Source organism: Paraburkholderia sp. J67 (assembly GCF_905220265.1).
Classification (GTDB): Bacteria; Pseudomonadota; Gammaproteobacteria; order Burkholderiales; family Burkholderiaceae; genus Paraburkholderia.
Genome location: NZ_CAJMZK010000045.1, coordinates 1 through 22,325 on the forward strand (window position 1 = coordinate 1; position 22,325 = coordinate 22,325).

Below are 22,325 nucleotides of genomic sequence, written 5' to 3' on the forward strand. Positions count from 1 at the left end.
AAAAATTACCCCTCGTCAAAACCGCTAAGCGCATCGCGCACGTTTCACAGCACATTGCTGCGTCGCACACTATCATGAGCTTCGGAACGCCAATCCGATCGCCTGATCTCATCATCCAGCTGAGGTGTGCCATGGCCGAACTGCTGCTCGGAAACGTCGAAGAGAATATTTCCGACGAGGAAATCAACGCCTTTTTGCAGAAGTACGGTTTCCCGCCGTACGACGAAATCCAGCGTATAGAAGGCGCGGGGCGTCCTGCCGCCCTGTTGCGATACGACGACCTCCCCGACGAGGTCCTGCGCAAGTTGCAGCCGCGCGTACACAACATCTTCTGGCATGAGCGTACGATCAGTGCGCAGGTCGTGCCCGTACGGGAAGTCGATTGATCGACTCCTAACCTCTCGCCGACATCACGCGGCGCCCGGCCTCAAACCGGGCGCCGCATGCGTTAACCGACCAGCGACGTGTTATACGTCGTCCCACCGATCACCACGTTGCTGAGCACAATCGCATTCGCGTTGTTCACGTAAATCGGCCCAGGATTCGTCGCCGAAGCCGCGCCGCTGCAAACCGGCGTCCCCAGATTGCAATTCGAAATCGTCACGTCGCTGATGGGCAGAACCGTTGGTGTCGGAGCAGGGCCGTTGTAGTCAGCAGCGACGGGCCCTTGCGCCACGATTGCCTGGAAGCATGACCCCGTGACGCCCCCCGACGTCACATTGCCGGCCGTCACGTTCGAAATATTGATGTTCTTGACCACGGGCGGACTGATGCGCACCGCGTCGCCGGCTGGGCTGTAGTCACAATCAAACGTGATGAGACCGCCTTGCGAGGCAGCTGGATTCGAACCCGACGAACTCGTCGTGCCCACCGGCACGGAAGCCGTAATCGGGCTCCCCGAAATCATGTTGCTAGCGCCGTATCCCTTGCCAACGAGCGTCACCCCATTGGGCAGCGTCACGCCATCGATCCAGACGTTCTGGACCGCGCCGCCGCGATTCATATTGGTCTTGATGCGGATAGCGATATTCAGCGGATTCGTCGGCCAGTTTTCATTAAGCATGTTCAGATTGCGTGCATAGATATTCTGGACTCCTGCGCTCATCTCGCTGCCCAATGTAAGCCCGCCATGTCCGCTGTTCATGGTGCAGTTCTGGATCACATGGTTCTGCGCGGGACCGTACTCGGTGTCGAGCGCCTTGCCTGACTTGATTGCGATACAGTCGTCGCCGGTGTTGAATTTGACGCCATCCGCGAGCACGTAATTGCAGGCATCTGGATCGAAACCATCGTTGTTTGGGCCGATGCTATCCGCGAAAACACCTTGAATCACGACGTTTTTACAGTCGGTAGGATGGTGTTGCCAGAACGGCGTGTTCTGTGTGTGATAGTTCTGCATCAGCACGTTAGTACAGCCAATGAACTCCACCATGCAGGGCCGCAGGTAGTGGCCATTGCCGAAAATGCGCTGCTCGACTGCCACGCCCAACTCGGCCAATGCCGGCAGGTAGTTCTGATCCTGCGCCCACGACGTACCCGCATCGAGCAACGGCAATAACGTGGCGGCGTCGGGGTTCGTTATCGCTGAACTGCTGAGCGATGTCAGTGCCGCGTTGTTCGGGTTGACATAGGCTTGCGACGGCGTGGACGAACCCGCGCAACCATAGGCGCCGCTCGTGCCCTTGAAGGTCCACCAGCAATACGACGGCGTCGTGCCGTTGGCTTGCGCGGGCGTCATGGACTGGCCATTGAGGATCGACGTTTCGTCTTCGCCGGTCAGGCCGATGTTCTGCTGCTGATAGGCGTAGACCGGCGAGCCAAAGTTCAGGCAGTCGTTCGCCTGCCAACGTGTCCAGTAGAGACTGCCATTCGCTGTGACGTGCGGCCCACCCACCGCGTAGTCGGCGGGATTGGGGCTGAAGTAGATCGTGCAGTTCGCGCTCAGGTGAAAATTGACATTGCTAAGCAGTACGATGGGACCGCCGCAGTACCAGTTGCCAGCGGGCACGACCACGCGACCGCCGCCTGCCGCGTTGGCGGCGATGATCGCATTGTTGAATGCCGTGCGCGAATCGAAGGTCGTACCCGTGAGCGACGACGACACCATCTGATCCGCCCCAGGGCTGGTGGGAGAGGCACTCTGCCCGAGCCACGGAATCGCTGGGCTCCATGCCGTGGCGGCGACGACTTGCGAGGTGAGCGGCTGCGCGCCGTAGGCTGTGACCGCAAAGTCCACCGCGCGGAACATCGAGGTCGTGATGCCCTGTAACGCATTGATGATCTGCTGCGCCGCGCCCGTGGAGCCCCAGATCGGATCGACGGCAACGGGCGTTGCGCCGCCTGATGCAGACGCGGCCGCGGGTGCGCCCGAGTTTCCGCCGCAACCGGGCAAGCCGCCCAACAATGTCGCGCCGGCCGTGGCGCCCGCAAGCGCCATGAAACTGCGGCGTCCCGGCGAAGCTGGCGTGCCTGCCGATGAGATCGGATTGAAGCGCGTGTCTTTCTTCTGCGTTGTCATGGATGACGCCTCCTGTTTTGTCTCGCTGATGGATTTGTTGTTCTTTGCCGCATGCGCGGAAGACCGCAATAAGCGGCCGGTTTTGGACAGGGATTGTTGTTAGACAAGATGTTTATTGTCAAGCATCATGGCCCAGGTAGTGACCCTGATCCATCAAGTTGATTGACGACATAGGACAACCTGACCCGCTCAAATCGCTCGGAAGAAGGGCGTTGCTAAGGGGGCCAGCAAAAGAGAGGCGTATTTTTTACGGATTAAGTGAAGATATTCAAATCGCTTCGGTAATTCGTGGATTAATTAATTTGAATAAGCAATATGCATATACTTAATTGTCAAAAAATGCGAAGGCGTCATGCTGCCAAAACCGCTTTTAGGGTAGTATTCGTGCCTGCCGGAAATAGCCGATCGCCGGGAATTAATGCGATGTACGGCAAATAAACGGCCACGCGTGCGCAGGGCGGCGTGCGGGTGCCAGAGAAGACCAATATCCATATCAGGGCGTTCGATCCCATGAAGTTAACGCGCAAAAAGGCCGCGCTAACAACAGCTGCGGTTTTAATCGTTGCGCTGGTCGCCATTCAGGCGATTTGGCGGCCATTCGGCGGTAGAGGGGCGTTTCGTTCTCACGAAGCCGCATTCGATATTCGATATCCCGACGCAATCATCGACAGCGCTGCGCTTTCGCGTTTGCCGCGCGACATGATTCGCGTGCCCTTGCTGCACGCGTTGCTCACGCGCGATTTCGTCGACTATTACGAATCGAATGCCGCGCGTCTTTCCGCCGAAGGGGCGGTGCGCCGACTCGCTTTCGAGCACGATCTCGACTGGCGTGACGAACTGATCAAGCGCGTCTTCGACGAACCCTCGCGTGTGTTGCTGTGGCGCTCGCCCGATGGGCGGCTCGGCTACTGGGTCATGACGATGCACCGCAACGGCCTCGCGAAGCTGATGCAGGCGCTGGGCAACGTCGCGGCCGGCGACACGCAACTGAGCCAGGCGGCCACCCTCTCGGGCGGCGTGCCGGTCTACGCGCTCAAGCTCGCGGTTGGCCACACGCTGCTGTTCGCGGCGAAGGGCGAACGGCTCGTCGTCATGTCCGAGCCGGGCATTCTGCTCGATGCGGACGGCAAGACCATCGGCGATCGCGCGAGTGCGCTCGCCAAAATGCTCGACGATGGCGGCGCGGATGCGCTGCACACCTACCGTCTCGACGACACGCCTGCCGAAGTGAGCGGCCACAGGCTGATCGTCTCGGTCAACTATCTGTCGTTCGGCTATCAGGCCTTTTTCTCGGGCGTAAATGCGTTGCGCTTCGACTTTGCCGGGTCCGGCAAGAGCGCCGATCAGGCGGATGCCAGCGGCACATGGAGCACGGCTGCCCTGATCGATCCGGCCCATCTGCCGCAACACTGGGACAGCGCCGATCTCTGGCGCGCGTTGCCCGCCAACGCCGCCGCTTGTGCGAGCCTTCCGGTGAACTGGAGCGATGCCGCAGACCTGTTCGACAAGCTCGGCGACGGCGAAAAGACCGCGTCGCAGATCGTGCGCGACAGCTTTGCGGGCCCGGCGGGCGTGTGCTGGTACGCGAAGTCGACGCTCGTCGCGCCAGTCTTCGTCGCGCGCCTCAAGCCGCAAGCCGTGCAGGACCCGGCGCAATTGGCGGCGATCAAGAGTGCGCTCGCGGGCGTATTCAGCGACGCCATCGGCGCCTATGAAGCGAAGGCGGGCAACGAGGCCGGTTATCGCCGCCTCGCGGTGCAGACACGCGAGCCGTCCACTGGCGTCACGCTCTGGACACGTCCGGTCAGCGCCCGTTCGGGTACGGCGCAGAGTGCGGGCTCGCCCTACGCGGCGCAGCTTTCGGCGCCGCGCTACTTCCCCGTCACGCTCGCGCTCGCGCACGGCTATGTCGTGTTTTCACCCGATGCGCGACTCGTGGACGACACGCTAGCCGTGCTCGACAAGCGCTATCCGGCGCTCGCCGATACGCTCGCGCCGCAACGTCTTTCGACCACCGTTCTTGCGGCCACGCCGAGTACGGCGGCGGCGCTGGTCGAGCGCGAAGCGGGTCGCGCACTGCCGGCCGATCAGGAAGCCATCTTCCGTAACGCTGCGCGTACGCATCTGCTGCCGAAACTTCACGCCGTCGCGAGCTATCCGCCGCTCGCGTTGAGCTTGCCGGATTCGCTGCCGTCGTCGCTGGGCTGGGTGCCGGTTCAATGGCACTTCGAGTCGCGTGCGAGTGCGTCGCCGCGCGGCGATGCGGCGTCGGGGCGTCCGCTTGGCGCAGGCCCGAAAGACGAGGCCGACGACGCGACCGGCGCAGCGCCAGCCGCACCGGACGACCAACCCGCGCAGCCTGGCACGAGCGGCGACTGAGCATGCGCCGCCGGTTTCTCCAACGCTGCGCGGCCATCGGTACAGCCGCGTTTGGCGTGGCGCTCACGCAGCCCGCGTGCGCGCTCATGCCGACCCAGGCCGTGCCTGATCCCGACGCGCTCACGCCCGAGCAGTCGACGATCTTTCGCGCGTGGTTCGTGCGCATCGTCGATCAGCAGATGCGTCGTGGCCCCACGCCGCGCTGGACCCAGCGCGACTGCGCGGGCCTCGTGCGCTTCGCCGCGATGGAAGCGCTGCGCGAACACGACGCGCGCTGGCTCAAGGCCAACGGTATGAACAGCGCAGCCGATGCGAGCCGCCTGCCTCCCGAACTGCAACTGAACGCGCAGCAACGCGCGCTCGCAAACCGCTGGACCCGCATCGACGGCACGGTGGGCGCCTACGCCTCGGCCATCGCGCTGATCCAGCGCAACAGCCGCTTTGTCTCGCGCGACGTCAATCAGGCGCTGCCGGGCGACCTGCTGTTTTTCGATCAAGGCGACGACCAGCATCTGATGATCTGGCTCGATCGCTACATCGCTTATCACACGGGCACCGTCACGCCGACCGATAGTGGTCTGCGCGCCGTCGCCGTTTCCGACCTGATGCAATGGAAAGATTCCCGCTGGCAGCCGTTCGACGGCAATCCGAACTTCGTCGGTGTGTTTCGTTTCGCGTTCCTGACGCCCTGAGTGCTGCCATGAGTGCAACCATCCAACGTCTGCTCGTCTCCGTGCTTTCATTCGCGATGTTTTTCTCGCGCGTTTCCGATCGGAAAAATCGTGCACTTTCGCGCTTCGCGACACTAAGCGCCGCGTGTGCGCTGCTGCTCGGCGCGGGCCTCGCGCCCGCCTGGGCCGACGACGATCCCGCGCAGCAAAACATCGACGCCAACCCCACGCTCGGCGCGCCCAACCCGAGCGGCTACGACAGCCAGGTCGTACAGGGCCAGCCGTTCTTCCTGCTTTCCGATTCGAGCTACGGCAGCAACCAGCTCGCGCAGGTGCGTCTGGAGGCGCCGGGCCGCGAGTTCCAGTCGGAGCTCGAAGGTTATGGCGGCGCGGATATCGTCGTCTACAAGGTGTCGAACCCGCTTGCGTTCCTGAAGGCGCAAAAGAACCTGCACCGCCTGAACATCAAGCCGAACTACCAGGGCGAAGGGCTCGCAAACACGCTCGCCTACCTCTGGGACCGCTGGCTCAGCGACGCGCGTCGCGCCTGGCAGCGTGTGCTCTCGTTCGCAACGCGCAGCAAGGTCACGGAGGCGAAGCCCGAATTCAAGCTCGGCGACCAGGTGGGCGCACCCACGCATTACGCGCCCGAATCGCACTTCGCGCCGCTGCGCGGCTATGACGTCGTCACGCGTTTTCGTTATCCGATCTGGAACGCCAAGACGATCCAGCCGCCCAAAGGCGTGAATCTGGAAGGCAGTAGCAGCAACTTCATCGAAGCCTCGTCGGGCAATGTGATGATTCCGGTCGGCAAGTTGCCGCCGGGCCTCTATCTCGTCGAAGCGATCATCGGAAACTACCGCGCGCATACGCTGCTGTTCGTTTCCGATACGGTCGCCGTGGTGAAGGCAGCGTCGAATGGCCTGCTCGTATGGACCGCTCGCCGCGACGATGGCAAGCCGGTGCCCAATACCGAAGTCAACTGGACCGACGGCGTGGGCGTACTGCAAAGCGGCACGACCGGCGCGGACGGCGCGCTCGTGCTCGATCACGTTTCGCCGGAGCGTAGCTATGTGATCGGCAGCGACCCGCAGGGCGGCGTTTTCGTATCGGAAAACTTCTACTACGACAGCGAGATCTACAACACCAAGATCTATTCGGTCACCGACCGGCCGCTTTATCGCCCGGGCGATACGGTCCATGTGAAGTTCATCGGCCGCACCTTCCAGAGCGCGAACCAGTCCACGGCACCCGCGGCGGCGCAGCTCAAGCTCGATGTGCTCGACCCGAACGGCGCGCCCATCGCGACGCGCAACGTGGATTTCGCATCGGAAACGGGCGGCGAAACGACCTTCACGCTGCCGACGACGGCGCAGGGCGGTGGCTACACGCTGCGCTTCGACTACAACGGCGATAGCTACGGCGGCGCTTTCCGCGTGGCGGAATACGTGAAGCCGCACTTCGACGTCAATCTCACGATGGACAAGTCCGACTACGCGACCGGCGACACGCCCAAGGGCAAGATCGCGCTGCGCTATCCGGACGGCAAGCCCGTGAAGAACGGCAAGGTGTCGGTCACGCTGCGCGCGCAGAAAGTGGCGATCGTCGATGGTGAATTGCGTTACTCGGGCCTGTTCCCGGTGAAGCTCGAACAGCAGGAACTGCAGACCGATAGCGACGGCAACGTCACGCTCACGCTGCCCGCCGCGAAGGAGCCGAGCCGCTACGCGCTCACGCTGTTCGCGCAGGATGGTGCGGCGTATCGCGTGCGCGTGACGCGCGAAGTGCTGATCGCGCGTGGCGCGACGCCTTACCGTCTGAGCACGGCGAAATCGTTCTCGCAGCCGCACGATCGCGTGACATTCACACTGGCGGCGCTCGCCAATGTCAGCAGCGCGGCGCAGACGCATAAACCCGCGAAGTGGGAATGGACGCGCCTCGAATCGCAGACCAAATCTGAAGGCACGCTGCCCGCTGCGGGCGCGGACGGCCGCGTGAGTTTCCCGCTGCAATTCGACGAACCGGGTTCATACATGCTCTCGGTGAAGGACGACGCGGGCAACCTGCTCGCGGCGGCGAGCCACTGGGTTGCGGGCGACGGCCTCAAGGCGATTCCGGGCAGCGTCGAGATCGTGTTCGACCGCGACCGTTACCAGATCGGCGACACAGCTGAAGCGCTCATCACCTTCCCGTACGCCGTGGACGACGCGCTGCTCACGCTGGAGCGCGACAGCGTCGAAGCGCGCGCGCTGCTCTCGAAGGGCGCGGACTGGCTGAGTCTCACGCGTGTCGCGCCCACGCAATGGAAGGCGCGCATCAAGGTGGGTCCGGAATTCGCGCCGAACATGACGTTCTCGGTGCTTTACGTGCACGACGGTGAATACGTGTTCCAGAACGCGGGCATCGTGGTCGCCAAGCCTTCGATCGATCTGAGCGTAAAGAGCGACAAGCCCGTCTACGCGCCGGGCGAGACCGTCACGCTCGATCTCGGCAGTGCGCTGGGCGGCAAGCCGTTGCCCGCGCATCTGACCGTGAGCGTGGTCGACGAAATGGTCTACGTGCTGCAACCCGAGATCGCACCGGATATTTCGGACTTCTTCTACCATCCGCGCCGCAACAACGTGCGCACGACCTCGAGTCTCTCGTTCATCACTTACGACCTCGCGCTGTCGGCCATGCGCGGCGCGCCGGGTGGGCCGCAACGCGGCCAGTACAACGAGCGTGGCGTGAAGGTGCTGGAGCGTCCGCGTCGCGACGACATCGACACGGCCGCCTGGCAAGCCGATCTGCAAACGGATGCGAGCGGCCACGTTCGCATGACTTTCCGCATGCCTGATGCGTTGGCGCGCTGGCGCGTGACGGTGCGGGCGATCTCGGCGGATGGCACGGTGGGCCAGCGCACGGCTTACGTGCGCTCCGACAAGCCGCTCTATCTGAAGTGGAGCGGCCCGGCGAGCTTCCGCAGCGGCGACCAGCCCGTGATCGACATGCTCGCGTTCAATCAGGGCAACGCCGACGTCGATGCGCAATGGACCGTGAAGGGCGCGGGCCTCGCGGTCGATCAGAAAGTCACGCTCAAGCCGGGTGCGAACTATCTGGCACTGCCGCGCGTGGCGCTCACGCCGGGTCTCGTCGATGCGAGCCTGCGTGTGAACGGCAAGGACATGGATCACCTGCAAACCACGGTGAGCCTCGGCGCGCCTGGCTGGCTCGATCTGCGCGAAGTCCCCGTGACGCTCGATGCGAATCCCAAGCCGCTCGCGCTCGCACCGGATGCGCAGGACGTGCGCGTGCGCCTCGTGTCGAACGGCACGAGCCAGTTCGCGCGCGTGGCCGACGATCTCATCGAGTATCCGTTCGGATGCGCCGAGCAGACGTCGAGCCGCCTGATTCCGCTCGCGCTCGCGCACGACGTATTCGGCCGCGATGGCGACAACGCAGGGCCGCAGAGCATCACGCAAGGCATCGAAGCGCGCCTGCGCAACCAGCGTCAGCGCCTTGCGTTGCTCGCCGGCATCAACGGGGCATTCGGCTGGTGGGGCGACACCACGGGCGGCAGTGCCTTCATCACGGCCTACGCGTATTACGCGGACTGGCTCGCGAGCCGCAGCCTCGGCATCACGCTGCCGGACAGCAACTGGCAGCACGCACTCGACGTCTATCGCGACGAAGGCGCGAAGGAGCCGCTGCTGCATCGCGCGCTTGCGCTCTGGCTGCTCCAGCAGATGGGCCTGCCGGTGGCGACGCCGGTGGCGGGTGTGGCGGGGCAACTCGCGCAGCAAGCCTCGTCGATGTTCGATCAGGACAAGGCATCGCCCGCCTACGGCGTCGAAGACAGCCTCGTGTTCGCCGCGCCCGATTCGCCGCGCGGCCGTGAGGCGGCCGTGGTGTTGACCGCCTACACGGCGCGCGCCACCAACGCGAGCCTGCCCGAAGGCTTCGACGCACTCGCCGCGCGCGCCCGCGCCGCGCTGATGACGAACCCGACGCCGCTGATCCAGAGCCTGCTGGCGATGGCCGGCGACGCGGGCACGCCCGTCGATGCAAACGCCGTGCTTTCGCAGAGCAGCGCCTCGTATCCGACCGTCGATCGCGCGCTCACGCTGCTGTGGCTGCGCAAGGCGATGGCGGGCTCGCGCAGCGGCGACGCGGTTCAACCGTTGCCTGCGTTGCAGGGCAGCGGCTGGACGCGCACGACGACGCCCACGGGCGCGAGCCTCTGGAAGTGGACCGGCCCGGCGTTGCCGACCTCGCTCGATGTGGGCGCGGAGCGCCCGGACGTCGCCGCGCTGGTTTCGTACCGCAGCCGCGCCGCTCAGGAGAGCCGTCTGCCCGTGAAGATCGAGCGCACGTTCTATCGACTCGATCCGATCGCGCCGAAGAGCGACGCCGACAAGCAGGAAGGTCATTTCACGTTCGAGGCGCATCGCGTGAAGGCGGGCGATGCCATCGACAGCAACGCGCTTTACGTCGACGAAGTCACGCTCACGCCGCAGGACAAGTCGGCACTGCACTACGGCTTGCTCGACGTGCCGTTGCCGCCTGGCGGCTCGGTCGAAGCGACGAGCTGGGGCGTGAGTATCGACGGTCTGCCGGGTGTGGGCGAGGGCGGCAGCGGCCCGCAGCCGTTCGCGCGCGCAGCGAGCTACGAGATGGGCGACCTCAGCTATCACCAGCCGGTGCCGCTGCTCGATCGTCCTGTCGCGCTGCGCCAGCTCGTGCGCTTCGCGCTGCCGGGAACGTTTACGATGCCGCCGGCGCGCTACTTCCGCATGTATCAGCCGGAGCAGAAGGCGTATGAAGGCGGCCGCAGCGACCGCATGGTCACGCTGCGCATCGAGTGAGGTCGGCGTGAAGGCGCGCATCGTCGGACAAGCCGTGGCGTGGCTGCTTGCGATTGCATTCGCAGGCAGTGCCGCGAGCGCGTACGCCGAAGCATCGACACTGCGCTTCGCGTGGCTGCGTGACGGCAGTGCGCGCCTCTGGACCTTCGACGCGAGCAGCGATCCCGCTGCCGCTCCGGGACCAGGAGAAGCGCTGCCCGCGAGCCTGGAAACGCAGTTAGGCAGCGTGTGGAAACTGTTCGTCTACGCGTATCTCGTGGACCGCCAGATTCCCGCACCCGACTATCAATGCGATGGCGGCGACCGCGAAGAGGTGTACTGCTGCATGACGGGCGGCCACATCGATCGCGACCGTGCGCTGGTGCAGTCGTGCGGACTCTTTTTCGAGCCGCATCGTCTGCAACTCGATCCGGCCGGTTGGCGGCAATATTGGCGCGCCCGCAAAGCGCCCGCGTGGTTGCAGGATCTTTACGCCTTGAAGCCCGAAAAGCGCGTGCGTGTCGAGGACCTGCTTGCGGCCTTGCAGTCGATCCCCACGCGCGCTCGCGACGACACCGGCAACACGCTGGTCTCGGTCGTCACGAGCGGGCGCGGCGAAGGCACGGTCTCGCTCTACGGCAGTCTGTTGCGCGCGAAAACCTGGACGATGCCCGATACGTCGGGCGGTTACGAGGGCGGCGCGGCGGGCTGGCTCGCCGACGGCACGCCCGTCTGGCTCGGCGGGCGTGGCGGCAGCGTGCGCGTGCTGACGGCTGCGGCGCCGCGCATCGCGCCGCTGGTCGCGCAAAGCACCGTGGCCGACGATCGCGCGTGCGTAAGCGTCGAATTCTTTTCTCGTTATCCGATAAGAAACGTCTTCGATACGCGCGCGGGCGGTCGTCCAGCACAGCCGGGTTTGCTCGACGGCGCGTTCAGCGTGGCGTTCGAAAACGGCAACTCCCTGCCGATCGAAAGCCACGGCGAACTACGGCTCGATCGCGAGGACAACGGCAAGCTGCACATCGTCGGGCGCTTCGGCATGAACGACTACATCGCGCGCGTGGTCGAGCGCGAAGGCGACACGACGCAGCCGCAGGCGGCCCGTGCGCTCGCCGTGGCCGCGCGCAGCTACCTCGTGCAGAACGCGGGACGCGAGCGCGGCTGCTATGAAATCGACGACAGCAGCCGCACGCAGCGCGTCTTGCCGCGTCCGGCGCGGGCCGCCTCGCGTAACGCCGCAGACTTTACCGATGGCCTCGTGCTCGCCGGCGTGCCCGTGCAGTTCCATCACGACAAGGCGGCGCCCGGACAGATGAGCTGGCTCGACGCCAAGGCGGCTGCGCAGCGCGGTCTCACTTTCGACGCGATCCTTGCGCGCACCTGGCCGCAGGCCACGCTTACCTCGTTCGCGAGTCCGTTGGCGGGGGACTGCGAGCCGGTGGCGGGCGCGCGAGACTGGCTGGGCCGTCAGGCACCGGTCTGGGCGCGTCGTCTCGCGGACGAGCCAGGTTATGAGGAACCCGAATTACCTGCGGTGTGCGAAGTGACCTCGGGACGCCCTTATGCGGACGCCGGACGCAATCGCGTCTATATCCGCCGCTTGCGCTCCGACGACGACCGCATCGCGCTCACGCACGAGTACCTGCACCTCGCGTTCGCGCATCATCCGCGTGGACAGGACGAGGCCTTCATCGAGCAGACCGCGCGCAAGCTGATTCTCACAGGAAGTTGAATGACGATGAAACCGTTCGCGCAAGCCTTCACTCTCACCGCCACGCTGGCCTGCGCCTGCGCGATGTTGCTCGCCAGCGGCCGCGCCACGGCGGCTGGCGATGGCGAAGACTCGGGCGGAGGCACGCTCGCGCGCCTTACCGGCGCGTTCAACGGCTGGCGTCATAGCGGGCTGACGAACGAAGGCGAGCAATACGTCGCCGCTTACCCGCGCCCGCCTGTCGATCGCGGCGCGCAGCGTTTTCGCACGCTGATCGAAGGTCAGTTGAAGCACGTCGACCCGCACGCGCGCCGTCCGCCCACGCTGGTCATCAACGGTAACGCGACGCCGCTCTACACTGACGAACAAGGCTGGTTCGCGCGGCCGTGGGCGTTTGGCGCGGGCTCGAACAGCATCGAGATCATCTCGCCGGATGGCACGAAGCATCAGCGCATGCAGTTCTACGAAGCGGATCGCACCAAGCCGCAAGCCAAACTACGCGCGATCGTGACGTGGGACGATCCGCACGCGCAGGTCGATCTGCACGTGATCACGCCGGATGGCTTGCACGCTTTCTTCGCGAATCCAACGCTGGAAGACGGCAGCGGTTTCGACGTCGATTCGGTGGACGGCGCCGGGCCGGGCATCTTTTCTTCGGCCGCCCCGGAGCACGGAACCTGGCTATTCTTTCTGAATTACTGGGGCAATTTCGATTCGACCGGCTATAACTTCGATGCGCATGCGCACGACCGCGATGTCATCACCGCGACGCTGACGCTCGTGTTCAACGAGAACACGCCGAACGAGCGCCGCGAAACGCGTGTGGTGCCGCTGCGCAAGATCGGCGACCTGCTGCTCGTCAAGAGCGAGCAGCTATGAACGCGCTGCGGCGTGTCCACGTAACGGCAGACTGGCAAACGAACAAGCTACGAACATGAATGCTCTCCGCTTCAACCATCGTGCTGCTTGGCACGGCCTGGCCGCTGTCGCGCTTGCCTCGTGTGTCTGTGCGGCGCATGCCGATACCATCGATTTCAGCGCGCCGCTAAACGGCTGGCGCAATTCGGCCGGCGATGAAGCGCGCTACACGCAGGACGTGCACTATCCCGCCGTGGCCGTGAGCACGCCCGAAGGGCAGAGTGTGAATGCGATGATCGCCGGGCATATCAAGTCGGCGCCCAAGGCGAAGGCGGGCACCTCGGTGGGCACGTTGATCGTGAACGGCACGCCCATGCCTCAACGCATCGAGGAGGATGGCACGTTTTCGCGGCCCTTCGCATTCGGGGCGGGTAGCAACAGCGTGGAACTGCGCAGCGCGGATGGCACGAAAAAACGCGTGCAGTTTTACGACGGCTACGCGAACAAGACCCAGGCGCGCTTGCGCATCGTGCTCGCATGGGACACCGACGGCACCGACCTCGACCTCCACGTGGTCTCGCCCGACGGCGTGCACACGTTCTACGCGGATCGTGTCGCGCCGAACGGCGGTGCGCTCGACGTGGACGTGACTACCGGTTACGGACCCGAGATCTATTCGAGCGCTGCGCCACTACACGGCACGTACCTGGTCTACGTGAACTACTACGGTAGCGGCAACAGCGGCAGCGACATGACGGTGGCGCAGATCACCATCATCACCGACGAAGGCACGCCGAACGAAAAGAGCGAGACGATTCGCGCGCCGATGCGCAAGGCGGGCGAACTGACGCTCGTGAAGCGCTTCACCATACCTTGAGCGTTCACGAGCGCCGATTTATACAGGTTTCCTGAATAAATCGTTGAGCTGGTTGCCGGGCGCGGCATTCAGGAAACCATCGAAGCGTCCTTCCTGCAGCGTTTCGACGGCGCGCATAAAACCGCCCCAGGCGGCGCGTGCCAGTGCGCCGCCCACGCTTATGCGCCGCACGCCCAGTTCGGCGAGTTCCTGCACCGTGAAGGGCGACACCGATCCCACCAGCACGTTCACCGGCTTCGGCGCGACCGCCGCCACAACGGCCGCAATCTGCTCGCGGGTATTGAGGCCTGGCGCGTAGAGGCAATCCGCGCCGGCATCGGCATAGGCTTTCAGGCGTGCGATCGCATCGTCGAGATCGGGCACGCCCGCGACGAAGTTTTCCGCGCGTCCAATCAGCAAGGTGTCGCCGCCGCGTGCGTCGATGGCGCTGCGCGCGGCCTTCATCCGTTCGACTGCGACATGCAGCGGCAACAGTGGTGCGTCATCGTTGCCGGTCGAGTCTTCGATCGAGAGGCCCGCGATACCGGTGTCGATCGCCAATCCCACGCTTTCGGCCACGCCTGCCGCATCCGCGCCAAAGCCGCTTTCGAAGTCCGCGTTGACGGGCAGGTCGGTGGCCGCGACGATCTCGCGCAGATGCGCGAGGACCGCGTCGCGCGAGACGTGGTTATCCGCGTGGCCGTGTGACCACGCGAAGCCGGAACTGGTCGTGGCCAGCGCCTTGAAGCCTGCGCTTTCGAGGTAGCGGGCGCTGCCCGCATCCCACGGATTCGGCAATACGAAGCAGCCCGAAGCATGCAGGGCGCGGAACGCGGCGCGTTTTTCAGCGACGCTGCGTGGCGAAGAAGGCATGACATGTCTCCTGAATGGGTCTTGCGGATGATCGTGCAGGGGTATCGGGGCAGCGTGCCATTGTGCGCCAGCGCGCGTCTTCGCGCGCTGGCCGTGCCCGTGTTGCTGGGCGTCCAGTCGGGGGCGCCGAGTCGGGTGCCTCGGCCGCTGCCGTTATCATATGCGCTGTTCACACTTCGACCCGTTTGTCTCGATGGCCAATATCCCCGCACCGAAATCCACGCCGCCGCGCATGTCCGACGTCGCCAGCCTCGCCGGGGTGTCGAAGATGACGGTCTCGCGTGTGCTGGCGGGCCACAGCGCCTCGGAAGCCACGCGTGCGCGCGTGCAGCGCGCGATCGACGAACTGGGCTACGTCGCGGATGCGGCGGCAGGCGCACTGTCTTCGGGACGCTCGTCGTTCGCTGCGGTGCTGGTGCCGTCGATGTCGAGTTCCAACTTCTCGGACACCGTGAGCGGCCTGACCAACGTGCTGGAATCGCATGGGCTTGAATTGCTGATCGGCGACACGGACTATTCGCTCGAGCGCGAAGAACGCCTCGTGCGCCAGATGCTGCGCCATCAGCCGCGCTGCATCGCGCTGACCGGTTCGCAGCACACGGAGGCCACCCGCGCGCTGCTCGTGCGCTCGGGCGTGCCCGTGGTCGAGATGTGGGATCTGCCCGCGCATCCGATCGACATGACGGTGGGTTTTTCGAATGTGAGCGCCGCGCGCGAAATGGTGCGCCATCTGGCTGGCAAGGGCCACAAGCGGATCGGCTTTATCGGCGGCGCGAGCGAACTGGACTGGCGCGGCCTCGATCGCCTCAAGGGCTATCAGATGGAGATGAAGGCGCTGGGCCTGGGCGAGCCGCGCGTGGTGCGCGTGGGCGACTCGCCGATCACGATGAGCCACGGCGCACCGGCCATCGCCGCGCTGCTCGAACGCTGGCCCGACACCGAGGCGGTGATGTGCGTGAGCGATATGTCCGCGTTTGGCGCGATCATGGAGTGTCAGCGGCGCGGCATGACCGTGCCCGGCGACATCGCCGTCGCGGGCTTCGGCAACTTCGAAATCGCGGCCTGCTGTCACCCGACCATTACCACGGTCTCCGTGGATGCCTATGGGATCGGGCGTCGCGCAGGGGAGGCGCTGCTCGGCGCACTGGCCGTAGAAGGGGGCGAGACTGGCGCGCATGCACGGCGTATCGTGAAGACGCGCATTCACTACGGCGTGGTGGAGCGCGAGAGCGCCTGAAACACAGGCTTTCGATCCCCTTTCCGATCTCGTGACCGGCTGGGCTGTGATCGTTTTCACGCCGTGCTACCATCGAAATTGTTATCGGTAACAAAAACGTGACGAAACAGCCGATCCATACGATCAATCGGATGGAGACAGGAGACACGCATCATGGCTCAAACGCTTGTCCGCCGCCTGCGCAGCCAGGAATGGTTCGACGATCCTTCGCACGCGGACATGACCGCGATCTACGTCGAGCGCTTCATGAATTACGGGCTCACGCGCGAGGAATTGCAGACCGGGCGGCCGATCATCGGCATCGCGCAGACGGGCAGCGACCTCGCGCCCTGCAATCGTCACCACATTGCGCTCGCCGAGCGCGTGAAGGCGGGCATTCGCGACGCGGGCGGCATTCCGATGGAGTTTCCCGTGCACCCGCTCGCGGAACAGAGCCGTCGACCCACGGCGGCGCTCGACCGCAACCTCGCTTATCTGGGCCTCGTGGAAATCCTCCACGGCTTTCCGCTCGATGGCGTGGTGCTCACCACCGGTTGCGACAAGACCACGCCCGCCTGCCTGATGGCGGCGGCTACCGTCGATCTGCCGGCCATCGTGCTCTCGGGCGGCCCGATGCTCGACGGTTGGTTCGAGGGCAAGCGCGTGGGCTCGGGCACCGTGATCTGGCACGCGCGCAATCTGCTGGCGGCGGGCGAAATCGACTATGAAGGCTTCATGGCGCTCGCTTCGGCGTCGTCGCCGTCGATCGGCCATTGCAACACAATGGGCACCGCGCTGTCGATGAACTGCCTCGCCGAGGCGCTCGGCATGTCCTTGCCGGGCTGCGCGAGCATTCCGGCTGCGTATCGCGAGCGTGGGCAGATGGCGTACGTCACGGGCAAGCGCGCCGTCGATCTCGTGCGCACCGACGTGCGGCCGTCGCGCATCATGACGCGCGCGGCGTTTGAAAATGCGATCGTGGTGGCGTCGGCGCTGGGCGCGTCGACGAACTGTCCACCGCATCTGATCGCGATCGCACGGCACATGGGTGTCGAACTGACACTGAATGACTGGCAACGCCTGGGCGAGCAAGTGCCGTTGCTCGCGAACACGATGCCGGCGGGCGAGTATCTGGGCGAAAGCTTTCATCGCGCGGGTGGGGTGCCCGCCGTGCTGCGCGAACTCGATCGTGGGGGACTCGTGCGGCGCGACTGCGAGACCGTCTCGGGCCGCACGATTGGAGAGATCGCCGATGCTGCGCCCAAGGCCGACGACGATGTGATTCGTACCTGCGCCGCACCGCTCAAACACGGAGCCGGCTTCATCGTGCTCTCGGGCAACTTCTTCGATAGCGCGATCATGAAGATGTCGGTGGTGGGCGACGCGTTCCGCAAGACGTATTTGAGCGAGCCTGGCGCGGAGAACGTGTTCGAGGCGCGCGCTATCGTGTTCGACGGTCCCGAAGACTATCGCGCGCGTATCAACGACCCCGCGCTGAAGATCGACGAGCGTTGCCTACTCGTGATTCGCGGTTGCGGCACGGTGGGCTATCCCGGCAGCGCCGAAGTCGTCAACATGGCGCCGCCTGCTGAAATGATCAAGCGCGGTGTGACTTCGCTACCCTGCATGGGCGATGGACGGCAGAGTGGCACCTCGGCAAGCCCGTCGATTCTCAACATGTCGCCGGAAGCTGCCGTGGGCGGCGGTCTTGCGCTGCTGCGCACGGACGACCGCATCAAGGTCGATCTGAATGCGCGACGTGTAGACATGCTGATCGACGCAGAGGAACTCGGGCGCCGCCGGGCACACGCCGGGTTTGCTGTCCCCCCGTCGCAGACGCCGTGGCAGGAGCTTTATCGCAAGACCGTAGGCCAGCTTTCGACGGGCGGCTGTCTGGAGCCTGCCACGCTCTATCTGCGCGTGATTGCCGAGCGTGGCGAGCCGCGCCACTCGCACTAACCTGCGCGGTGTTCAGAGCGTTTTGCCGATGCGATGCGCCATCTCCACGACGGCGATCGCGATGCGCTTTTCGCGGCGCGCGTCGATACGCTCCAGCGGCAGGCTTGTGCTGACTGCCACGCGTTTGCCGAGTGCCGTTACGCCGACAAAGGCCGCGAAGCAGGTGAGGCCCGCCGTCACTTCCTCGCGTTCGTGGGCGAGGCCCGAGCGCCGGATGGAGGCGATCGCTTGCAGCAGATCCTGGCGCCGAGTGATGGTCTGGCTTGTGACGGCGGCGAGCTGCTTCGGCAGGATTTTTATTATTTCGTCATCCGAAAGACTGGCGAGTAGTGCCTTGCCCAATGCGCAGCAGTGTGCGGGCAAACGCGAGCCGAGATCGGAAATCAGCCGCACGGGGCGCGCAGGATCTTCGCGCGCGATATAGACCACTTCCGCACCATCGAGCACGGCAAGCTGTACCACCTCGTTGTGCGTGGCGATGAAGCTGGCGGCTTCGTGGCGGAAGGCCTCGTGCAGTTGGTCGTGGCGTACGTAGGCGCTGCCAAGCTCGAACAGCGTCACGCCGACGATATAGCCATCCGCGCGCTTTTCGATCCAGCGCCTGCGCTCCAGCGAGTCGAGCATCAGATACAGCGTGCTGCGCGAAAGCCCGGTTTGCTCGGCGATGGCGGCGGCGCGCACGGGAGCTTGCGCATGCACGAGCACGTCGAGGATGTCGTGGATGCGCTTGAGCGCGGGCACTTCATAGGCGGTGGACATGATGAGGTGGCTAGCGAGGCTTCCAACAGGTTGGAAATACTAGCATCAGGTTGGACAGTTCGCCTGGCCAATCATACGATCGTTGCGCAATGCCGCGAGGGACTTTATCCCTTCCTGTCACGCAACTGGTTGACGCTCATGGCCCATTCGTCTGTTTCCGGATTCTTGCCCGCCGATTTCGAAGATGCACTGTTGATCGGCCGTGTGTGGCGGCGCGATGGCGCATACGAGGGGCCGAGCGTGGTTGTCGTGCGTGGCGATCAGGTGTTCGATATCACGCGCACCGTCGCGACCACAGCCGACCTGTTCGATCGTGCGGATGCGGCCGAAACGGCGCGTCATGCTCCGGGCGAATGGATCGGCGACGTGAAGGCATTGCTCGCGACGAGTCTGCCGGGAACGCGGGATTCGGTAGATGCACCACCAGCGCGCCTGCTTGCGCCGTGCGACGTGCAGGCCATCAAGGCTTGCGGCGTGACGTTCGCCGTGAGCCTCGTGGAGCGGGTGATCGAGGAGCAAGCGGGCGGGGATCGTGCGAAGGCCGCACAAGTGCGCGAGACGATCGCCGCACTGATCGGCACGGATCTTTCGGCGATCGAGCCGGGGTCGGAAGCCGCCATGCGCCTGAAGGCCGAGTTGCAGCGGCGCGGCGCGTGGTCGCAATATCTCGAAGTGGGAATTGGTCCGGATGCCGAAGTATTTTCGAAATCCCAGCCAATGTCGGCAGTGGGGTTGGGCGCCGACGTGGGTTTGTTGCGTGCTTCGGCCTGGAACAACCCCGAACCGGAGATCGTGCTGGCGGTGAATGCGCGCGGCGAGGCAGTAGGCGCGACGCTCGGCAACGATGTGAATCTACGCGATATCGAAGGTCGCTCGGCGCTATTGCTCGGCAAGTGCAAGGACAACAACGGGTCGTGTGCGATCGGTCCGTTCGTGCGCCTGTTCGATGGGCGATTCACGATGGATTCGGTGCGCGAGGCGAGCATTTCGCTGCGCGTGGAGGGCGTCGACGACGGCTTCGTGCTCGAAGGCGTCAGCCATATGCGTGAAATCAGCCGCGATCCGCAACAACTCGTGGAGCAGACCTGCGGGCCGCATCATCAATACCCGGACGGCTTCATGCTGTTCCTCGGCACGATGTTTTCACCGATCCAGGACCGCGACGCGCCGGGCTCGGGCTTCACGCATCACCTCGGCGACATCGTGACGATATCGACGCCGCAACTGGGCGCGCTCGTCAACACGGTCAAGCTGTGCGACGAGATCGCGCCGTGGACGTTCGGCGTGCGCGCGCTCTATGCGAATCTCGCGGCGCGCGGCATCGTGGCCGGTGTTTAACGGTTGCCGTCGAGCAGATCGTTGAGCAGTTCGTCGAATGCCGCCTGGGCGTCTTCGAGTTCCTGCAAGGCGGCGTCGAAAGTCTGCAACGCGAACTGTGACGGGCGGCCTTCGCCTTCGGGCGGAAATTGCGTCTGCAAGGCGGTGAACGCCGTCTTGACGCGCTGTGTGGCGTTCAGCACGCGGTCCACGGCGGCGGCTTCTTCGGCTCGTGCCTGTTCTGGGGTCATCGAAAGCTCCGGTTTAAAAAGTGGGAGAAAGGCGGGGCGGCGCTCACGCTACCGGCAGTCCGCCTTCGGATTTCACTTCGCGCAGCGACAGCGCCGATTCCACCGACGTAACGCCCGGCAGGCTGCGCAATTCGTCGCGCATGAAGGTGCCGTAGTCGTCGAGGTCGCGCGCGACGATCATCAAAATATAGTCTGCCGTGCCGGCAACGTTATGGCACGAGAGAATCCGCTCGATCGCGCAGACTTCGCGCTCGAAACGATCCGCGAGCGCGCGGTCATGGACCGCGAAACGCACCGAGACATAGGCGACCACACCATAGCCCAGCGCGCGGCGCGAGAGCATGGCGCGATAACGCTCGATATAGCCGTCCTGCTCGAGCCGCTTGAGGCGGCGCGCGCAGGGTGTCTCGCTCAACCCGACCGTTTCCGCGAGTCGCGCATTGGGCATCCGGCCGTCGGCCTGCAACGCGCCGAGGATGGCGCGATCGAGTTTATCGAGGTCGCTCATGCGTCTGAGTGCTTTTCCTGTTCGGATGTGAGAATTTTAGGGCATTCCACTCGTGCTCGCTGGATAGCCTGCAAAATACGCCAGAAATCGCTCCAGCTTTAGCGGCAACATAGAGCCTCTTCCAGCCGAGGCCATCATGATTTCCGCTCACCTGATGTTGATGTTTATTGCCGCCCTGATCGTCGTTTGCGCACTGCCCGGTGCGGATATGGCGCTGGTGATGCAAACCAGCATGAGCCGTGGCGCGCGACGCGGTTTTGCGGCGGCATGCGGGCTCGGGCTGGCGCGCGCCACGCACGTGACGTTGTCGGCGTGTGGACTGGCGGCGCTGCTGCATAACGCGCCTTGGCTCTATGAAGCCGTGCGTTACGTGGGGGCCCTTTACCTGACGTGGATCGCCGTGCAGATTTTCCGTGCGCCGGTCTTCGCATTGCCGGAGCAGGCCGGCGTTGCCGCGGAGCGGCCGTTGCGCGCGGATTTTCTCAAGGGGCTGCTGACCAATCTGCTCAATCCGAAGGCGCTGCTGTTCTGCTCGGTGCTGCTGCCGCAGTTCATCCGCCCCGAACTGGGTTCGGTCTGGTTGCAGGTGATCGAGCTGGGCATCGTGCTCGTGATCGTCTGCGCGCTTTTCGACATCGTCTATGTGCTGGGCGCGGCACGCATTGCGGTGTGGTTGCGCCGCCATCCGCTCGCGCAGACGGTGCAGAAGTGGGCGTTCTCTTCTGCACTGATCGGCTTCGCGGTGCGGCTTTCGCTCGACTGATACCGTCTTGCGCTTGACGCGGCGGACCTGGCCATCCGGCCACGCGGTCCGCAGCCATTCTTGCGCGGCGCGATGGGCCGCGCTGCTTAGTTCGGGCGGCCGAGGTAGTCGAGCTTGCCGATCTCCACGCCGTTATGGCGCAGGATGTCGTAGGCCGTGGTCACGTGGAAGTAGAAGTTGGGCAGCACGAAGCCCAGCAGATAGCTCTGGCCCGTGAAGTCGATCGGGCCTGCGCGCATCTTCAGCGTGATGCTTTTGTCCTCAGTGCCGTCGATCTGCTCGGGCTTGAACGTGTTCAGATAGTCGATCGTCTTCTGGATGCGCGTGTCCAGATCGTCGAAACTCACTTCCACATCTTCGAACTTCGGCGCATCGACGCCCGCGAGACGTGCGGCGCAGCCCTTGGCGGTATCCGTGGCGATATGAATCTGGCGCGCGAGCGGCAGCATGTCGGGGAAAAGCCGTGCGCCGGTCAGCACCGAAGGGTCGATCTGCTTTTCGGCGGCGTGCGCCTGTGCTTTGCCGATGATGGTTTGCAGGTTGGCGAGACCGCGCACGAGCACGGGTACCGAGGCTTGATACATGGTGATGGACATGGGGATTCCTCGTTTCTTTGATTGGGCGCGCCGGACTCCAGTGCGGAGCTGAGCGGGCGGATCATTATGCGCCAACGGTCTGACTGCCGCCATTGGCCGAATGGCCGATCTTGCGCGGGCGTAGACCTTTCTGATTTCATTGACGGTATCGGCGGGATTCGAGCGTGGGGAGGCGTGGACGACGTCTGCCGCGCGCGTCGACCTCCAGTAGTCTGTCGACTGACTCAAACCAGGCGAGGAAGAGCATGAAGCTTATGTTAAGTAAGT

18 protein-coding genes are annotated in these 22,325 nt (G+C 64.5%); 11 read left to right on the forward strand and 7 right to left on the reverse strand.

Features of this window, described 5'->3' with window-relative positions:
• Positions 1 to 386: hypothetical protein (locus U5782_RS39720; RefSeq protein WP_322049335.1), on the forward strand; the 386-nt coding region annotated here is incomplete at its 5' end.
• 62 nt (positions 387 to 448) lie between these two features.
• Here the strand turns inward: U5782_RS39720 and U5782_RS39725 are convergent.
• Positions 449 to 2,518 (reverse strand): glycoside hydrolase family 28 protein, encoded by a 2,070-nt coding sequence (locus tag U5782_RS39725; protein WP_322049336.1) that lies wholly within the window; start codon positions 2,516 to 2,518, stop codon positions 449 to 451.
• A gap of 350 nt (positions 2,519 to 2,868) precedes the next feature.
• The gene (locus tag U5782_RS39730; protein ID WP_322049363.1) at positions 2,869 to 3,096 is read right to left on the reverse strand and encodes a hypothetical protein; all 228 of its coding nucleotides are present in this window, start codon (positions 3,094 to 3,096) and stop codon (positions 2,869 to 2,871) included.
• On the opposite strand from U5782_RS39730, the gene U5782_RS39735 reads away from it, so the two are divergent.
• From U5782_RS39735 to U5782_RS39760, 6 genes are read left to right on the forward strand one after another with little or no spacing between them, the layout of a single operon-like run.
• Complete coding sequence (locus U5782_RS39735; RefSeq protein ID WP_322049337.1) at positions 3,029 to 4,897, forward strand: DUF2138 family protein; 1,869 nt, start codon at positions 3,029 to 3,031, stop codon at positions 4,895 to 4,897. The genes U5782_RS39730 and U5782_RS39735 overlap by 68 nt on opposite strands.
• 2 nt (positions 4,898 to 4,899) lie before the next feature.
• Positions 4,900 to 5,589 carry a DUF1175 domain-containing protein gene (locus U5782_RS39740; RefSeq protein ID WP_322049338.1) on the forward strand — a complete coding sequence of 230 codons (690 nt, stop codon included), beginning with the start codon at positions 4,900 to 4,902 and terminating at the stop codon, positions 5,587 to 5,589.
• A gap of 56 nt (positions 5,590 to 5,645) precedes the next feature.
• On the forward strand, positions 5,646 to 10,412 hold the full coding sequence (locus U5782_RS39745; RefSeq protein ID WP_415914495.1) for an alpha-2-macroglobulin family protein: 4,767 nt from the start codon (positions 5,646 to 5,648) through the stop codon (positions 10,410 to 10,412).
• Positions 10,366 to 12,123: a DUF2300 domain-containing protein gene (locus U5782_RS39750; RefSeq protein WP_322049340.1), complete on the forward strand. Its 1,758-nt coding sequence runs from the start codon at positions 10,366 to 10,368 to the stop codon at positions 12,121 to 12,123. The genes U5782_RS39745 and U5782_RS39750 overlap by 47 nt, the downstream gene beginning before the upstream one ends.
• 6 nt (positions 12,124 to 12,129) lie before the next feature.
• Positions 12,130 to 12,981: a YfaP family protein gene (locus U5782_RS39755; protein WP_415914496.1), complete on the forward strand. Its 852-nt coding sequence runs from the start codon at positions 12,130 to 12,132 to the stop codon at positions 12,979 to 12,981.
• Between the two features lie 55 nt (positions 12,982 to 13,036).
• Positions 13,037 to 13,837: a YfaP family protein gene (locus U5782_RS39760; protein WP_322049341.1), complete on the forward strand. Its 801-nt coding sequence runs from the start codon at positions 13,037 to 13,039 to the stop codon at positions 13,835 to 13,837.
• An 18-nt stretch (positions 13,838 to 13,855) separates the two neighbouring features.
• Here the strand turns inward: U5782_RS39760 and U5782_RS39765 are convergent, their stop codons facing one another.
• On the reverse strand, positions 13,856 to 14,689 hold the full coding sequence (locus U5782_RS39765) for an isocitrate lyase/phosphoenolpyruvate mutase family protein (RefSeq protein WP_322049342.1): 834 nt from the start codon (positions 14,687 to 14,689) through the stop codon (positions 13,856 to 13,858).
• Between the two features lie 232 nt (positions 14,690 to 14,921).
• Here U5782_RS39765 and U5782_RS39770 point away from each other — a divergent pair, with 232 nt between their 5' ends.
• Together U5782_RS39770 and U5782_RS39775 are read left to right on the forward strand one after the other, a co-directional pair.
• Positions 14,922 to 15,926 (forward strand): LacI family DNA-binding transcriptional regulator, encoded by a 1,005-nt coding sequence (locus tag U5782_RS39770; RefSeq protein ID WP_322049343.1) that lies wholly within the window; start codon positions 14,922 to 14,924, stop codon positions 15,924 to 15,926.
• A gap of 153 nt (positions 15,927 to 16,079) precedes the next feature.
• The gene (locus tag U5782_RS39775; RefSeq protein ID WP_322049344.1) at positions 16,080 to 17,864 is read left to right on the forward strand and encodes an IlvD/Edd family dehydratase; all 1,785 of its coding nucleotides are present in this window, start codon (positions 16,080 to 16,082) and stop codon (positions 17,862 to 17,864) included.
• A 12-nt stretch (positions 17,865 to 17,876) separates the two neighbouring features.
• On the opposite strand, the gene U5782_RS39780 is transcribed toward U5782_RS39775, so the two are convergent.
• Positions 17,877 to 18,623 (reverse strand): IclR family transcriptional regulator, encoded by a 747-nt coding sequence (locus U5782_RS39780; RefSeq protein ID WP_322049345.1) that lies wholly within the window; start codon positions 18,621 to 18,623, stop codon positions 17,877 to 17,879.
• A 138-nt stretch (positions 18,624 to 18,761) separates the two neighbouring features.
• Here U5782_RS39780 and U5782_RS39785 point away from each other — a divergent pair, with 138 nt between their 5' ends.
• On the forward strand, positions 18,762 to 19,961 hold the full coding sequence (locus tag U5782_RS39785; protein ID WP_322049346.1) for a fumarylacetoacetate hydrolase family protein: 1,200 nt from the start codon (positions 18,762 to 18,764) through the stop codon (positions 19,959 to 19,961).
• Here U5782_RS39785 and U5782_RS39790 read toward each other — a convergent pair.
• Positions 19,958 to 20,191 carry a hypothetical protein gene (locus tag U5782_RS39790; protein ID WP_322049347.1) on the reverse strand — a complete coding sequence of 78 codons (234 nt, stop codon included), beginning with the start codon at positions 20,189 to 20,191 and terminating at the stop codon, positions 19,958 to 19,960. The genes U5782_RS39785 and U5782_RS39790 overlap by 4 nt on opposite strands.
• Before the next feature lie 43 nt (positions 20,192 to 20,234).
• Entirely contained in the window at positions 20,235 to 20,699 is a 465-nt protein-coding gene (locus U5782_RS39795) for an Lrp/AsnC family transcriptional regulator (RefSeq protein WP_322049348.1), read from the reverse strand.
• Positions 20,700 to 20,835: 136 nt separating this feature from the next.
• Between U5782_RS39795 and U5782_RS39800 the strand changes: the two genes are divergently transcribed.
• Positions 20,836 to 21,462, forward strand: coding sequence for a LysE family translocator (locus U5782_RS39800; protein WP_322049349.1), 627 nt, complete (start codon positions 20,836 to 20,838; stop codon positions 21,460 to 21,462).
• 86 nt (positions 21,463 to 21,548) lie between these two features.
• On the opposite strand, the gene U5782_RS39805 is transcribed toward U5782_RS39800, so the two are convergent.
• The gene (locus U5782_RS39805; RefSeq protein WP_322049350.1) at positions 21,549 to 22,058 is read right to left on the reverse strand and encodes a DUF1993 domain-containing protein; all 510 of its coding nucleotides are present in this window, start codon (positions 22,056 to 22,058) and stop codon (positions 21,549 to 21,551) included.
• Between the last annotated feature and the right edge of the window lie 267 nt (positions 22,059 to 22,325).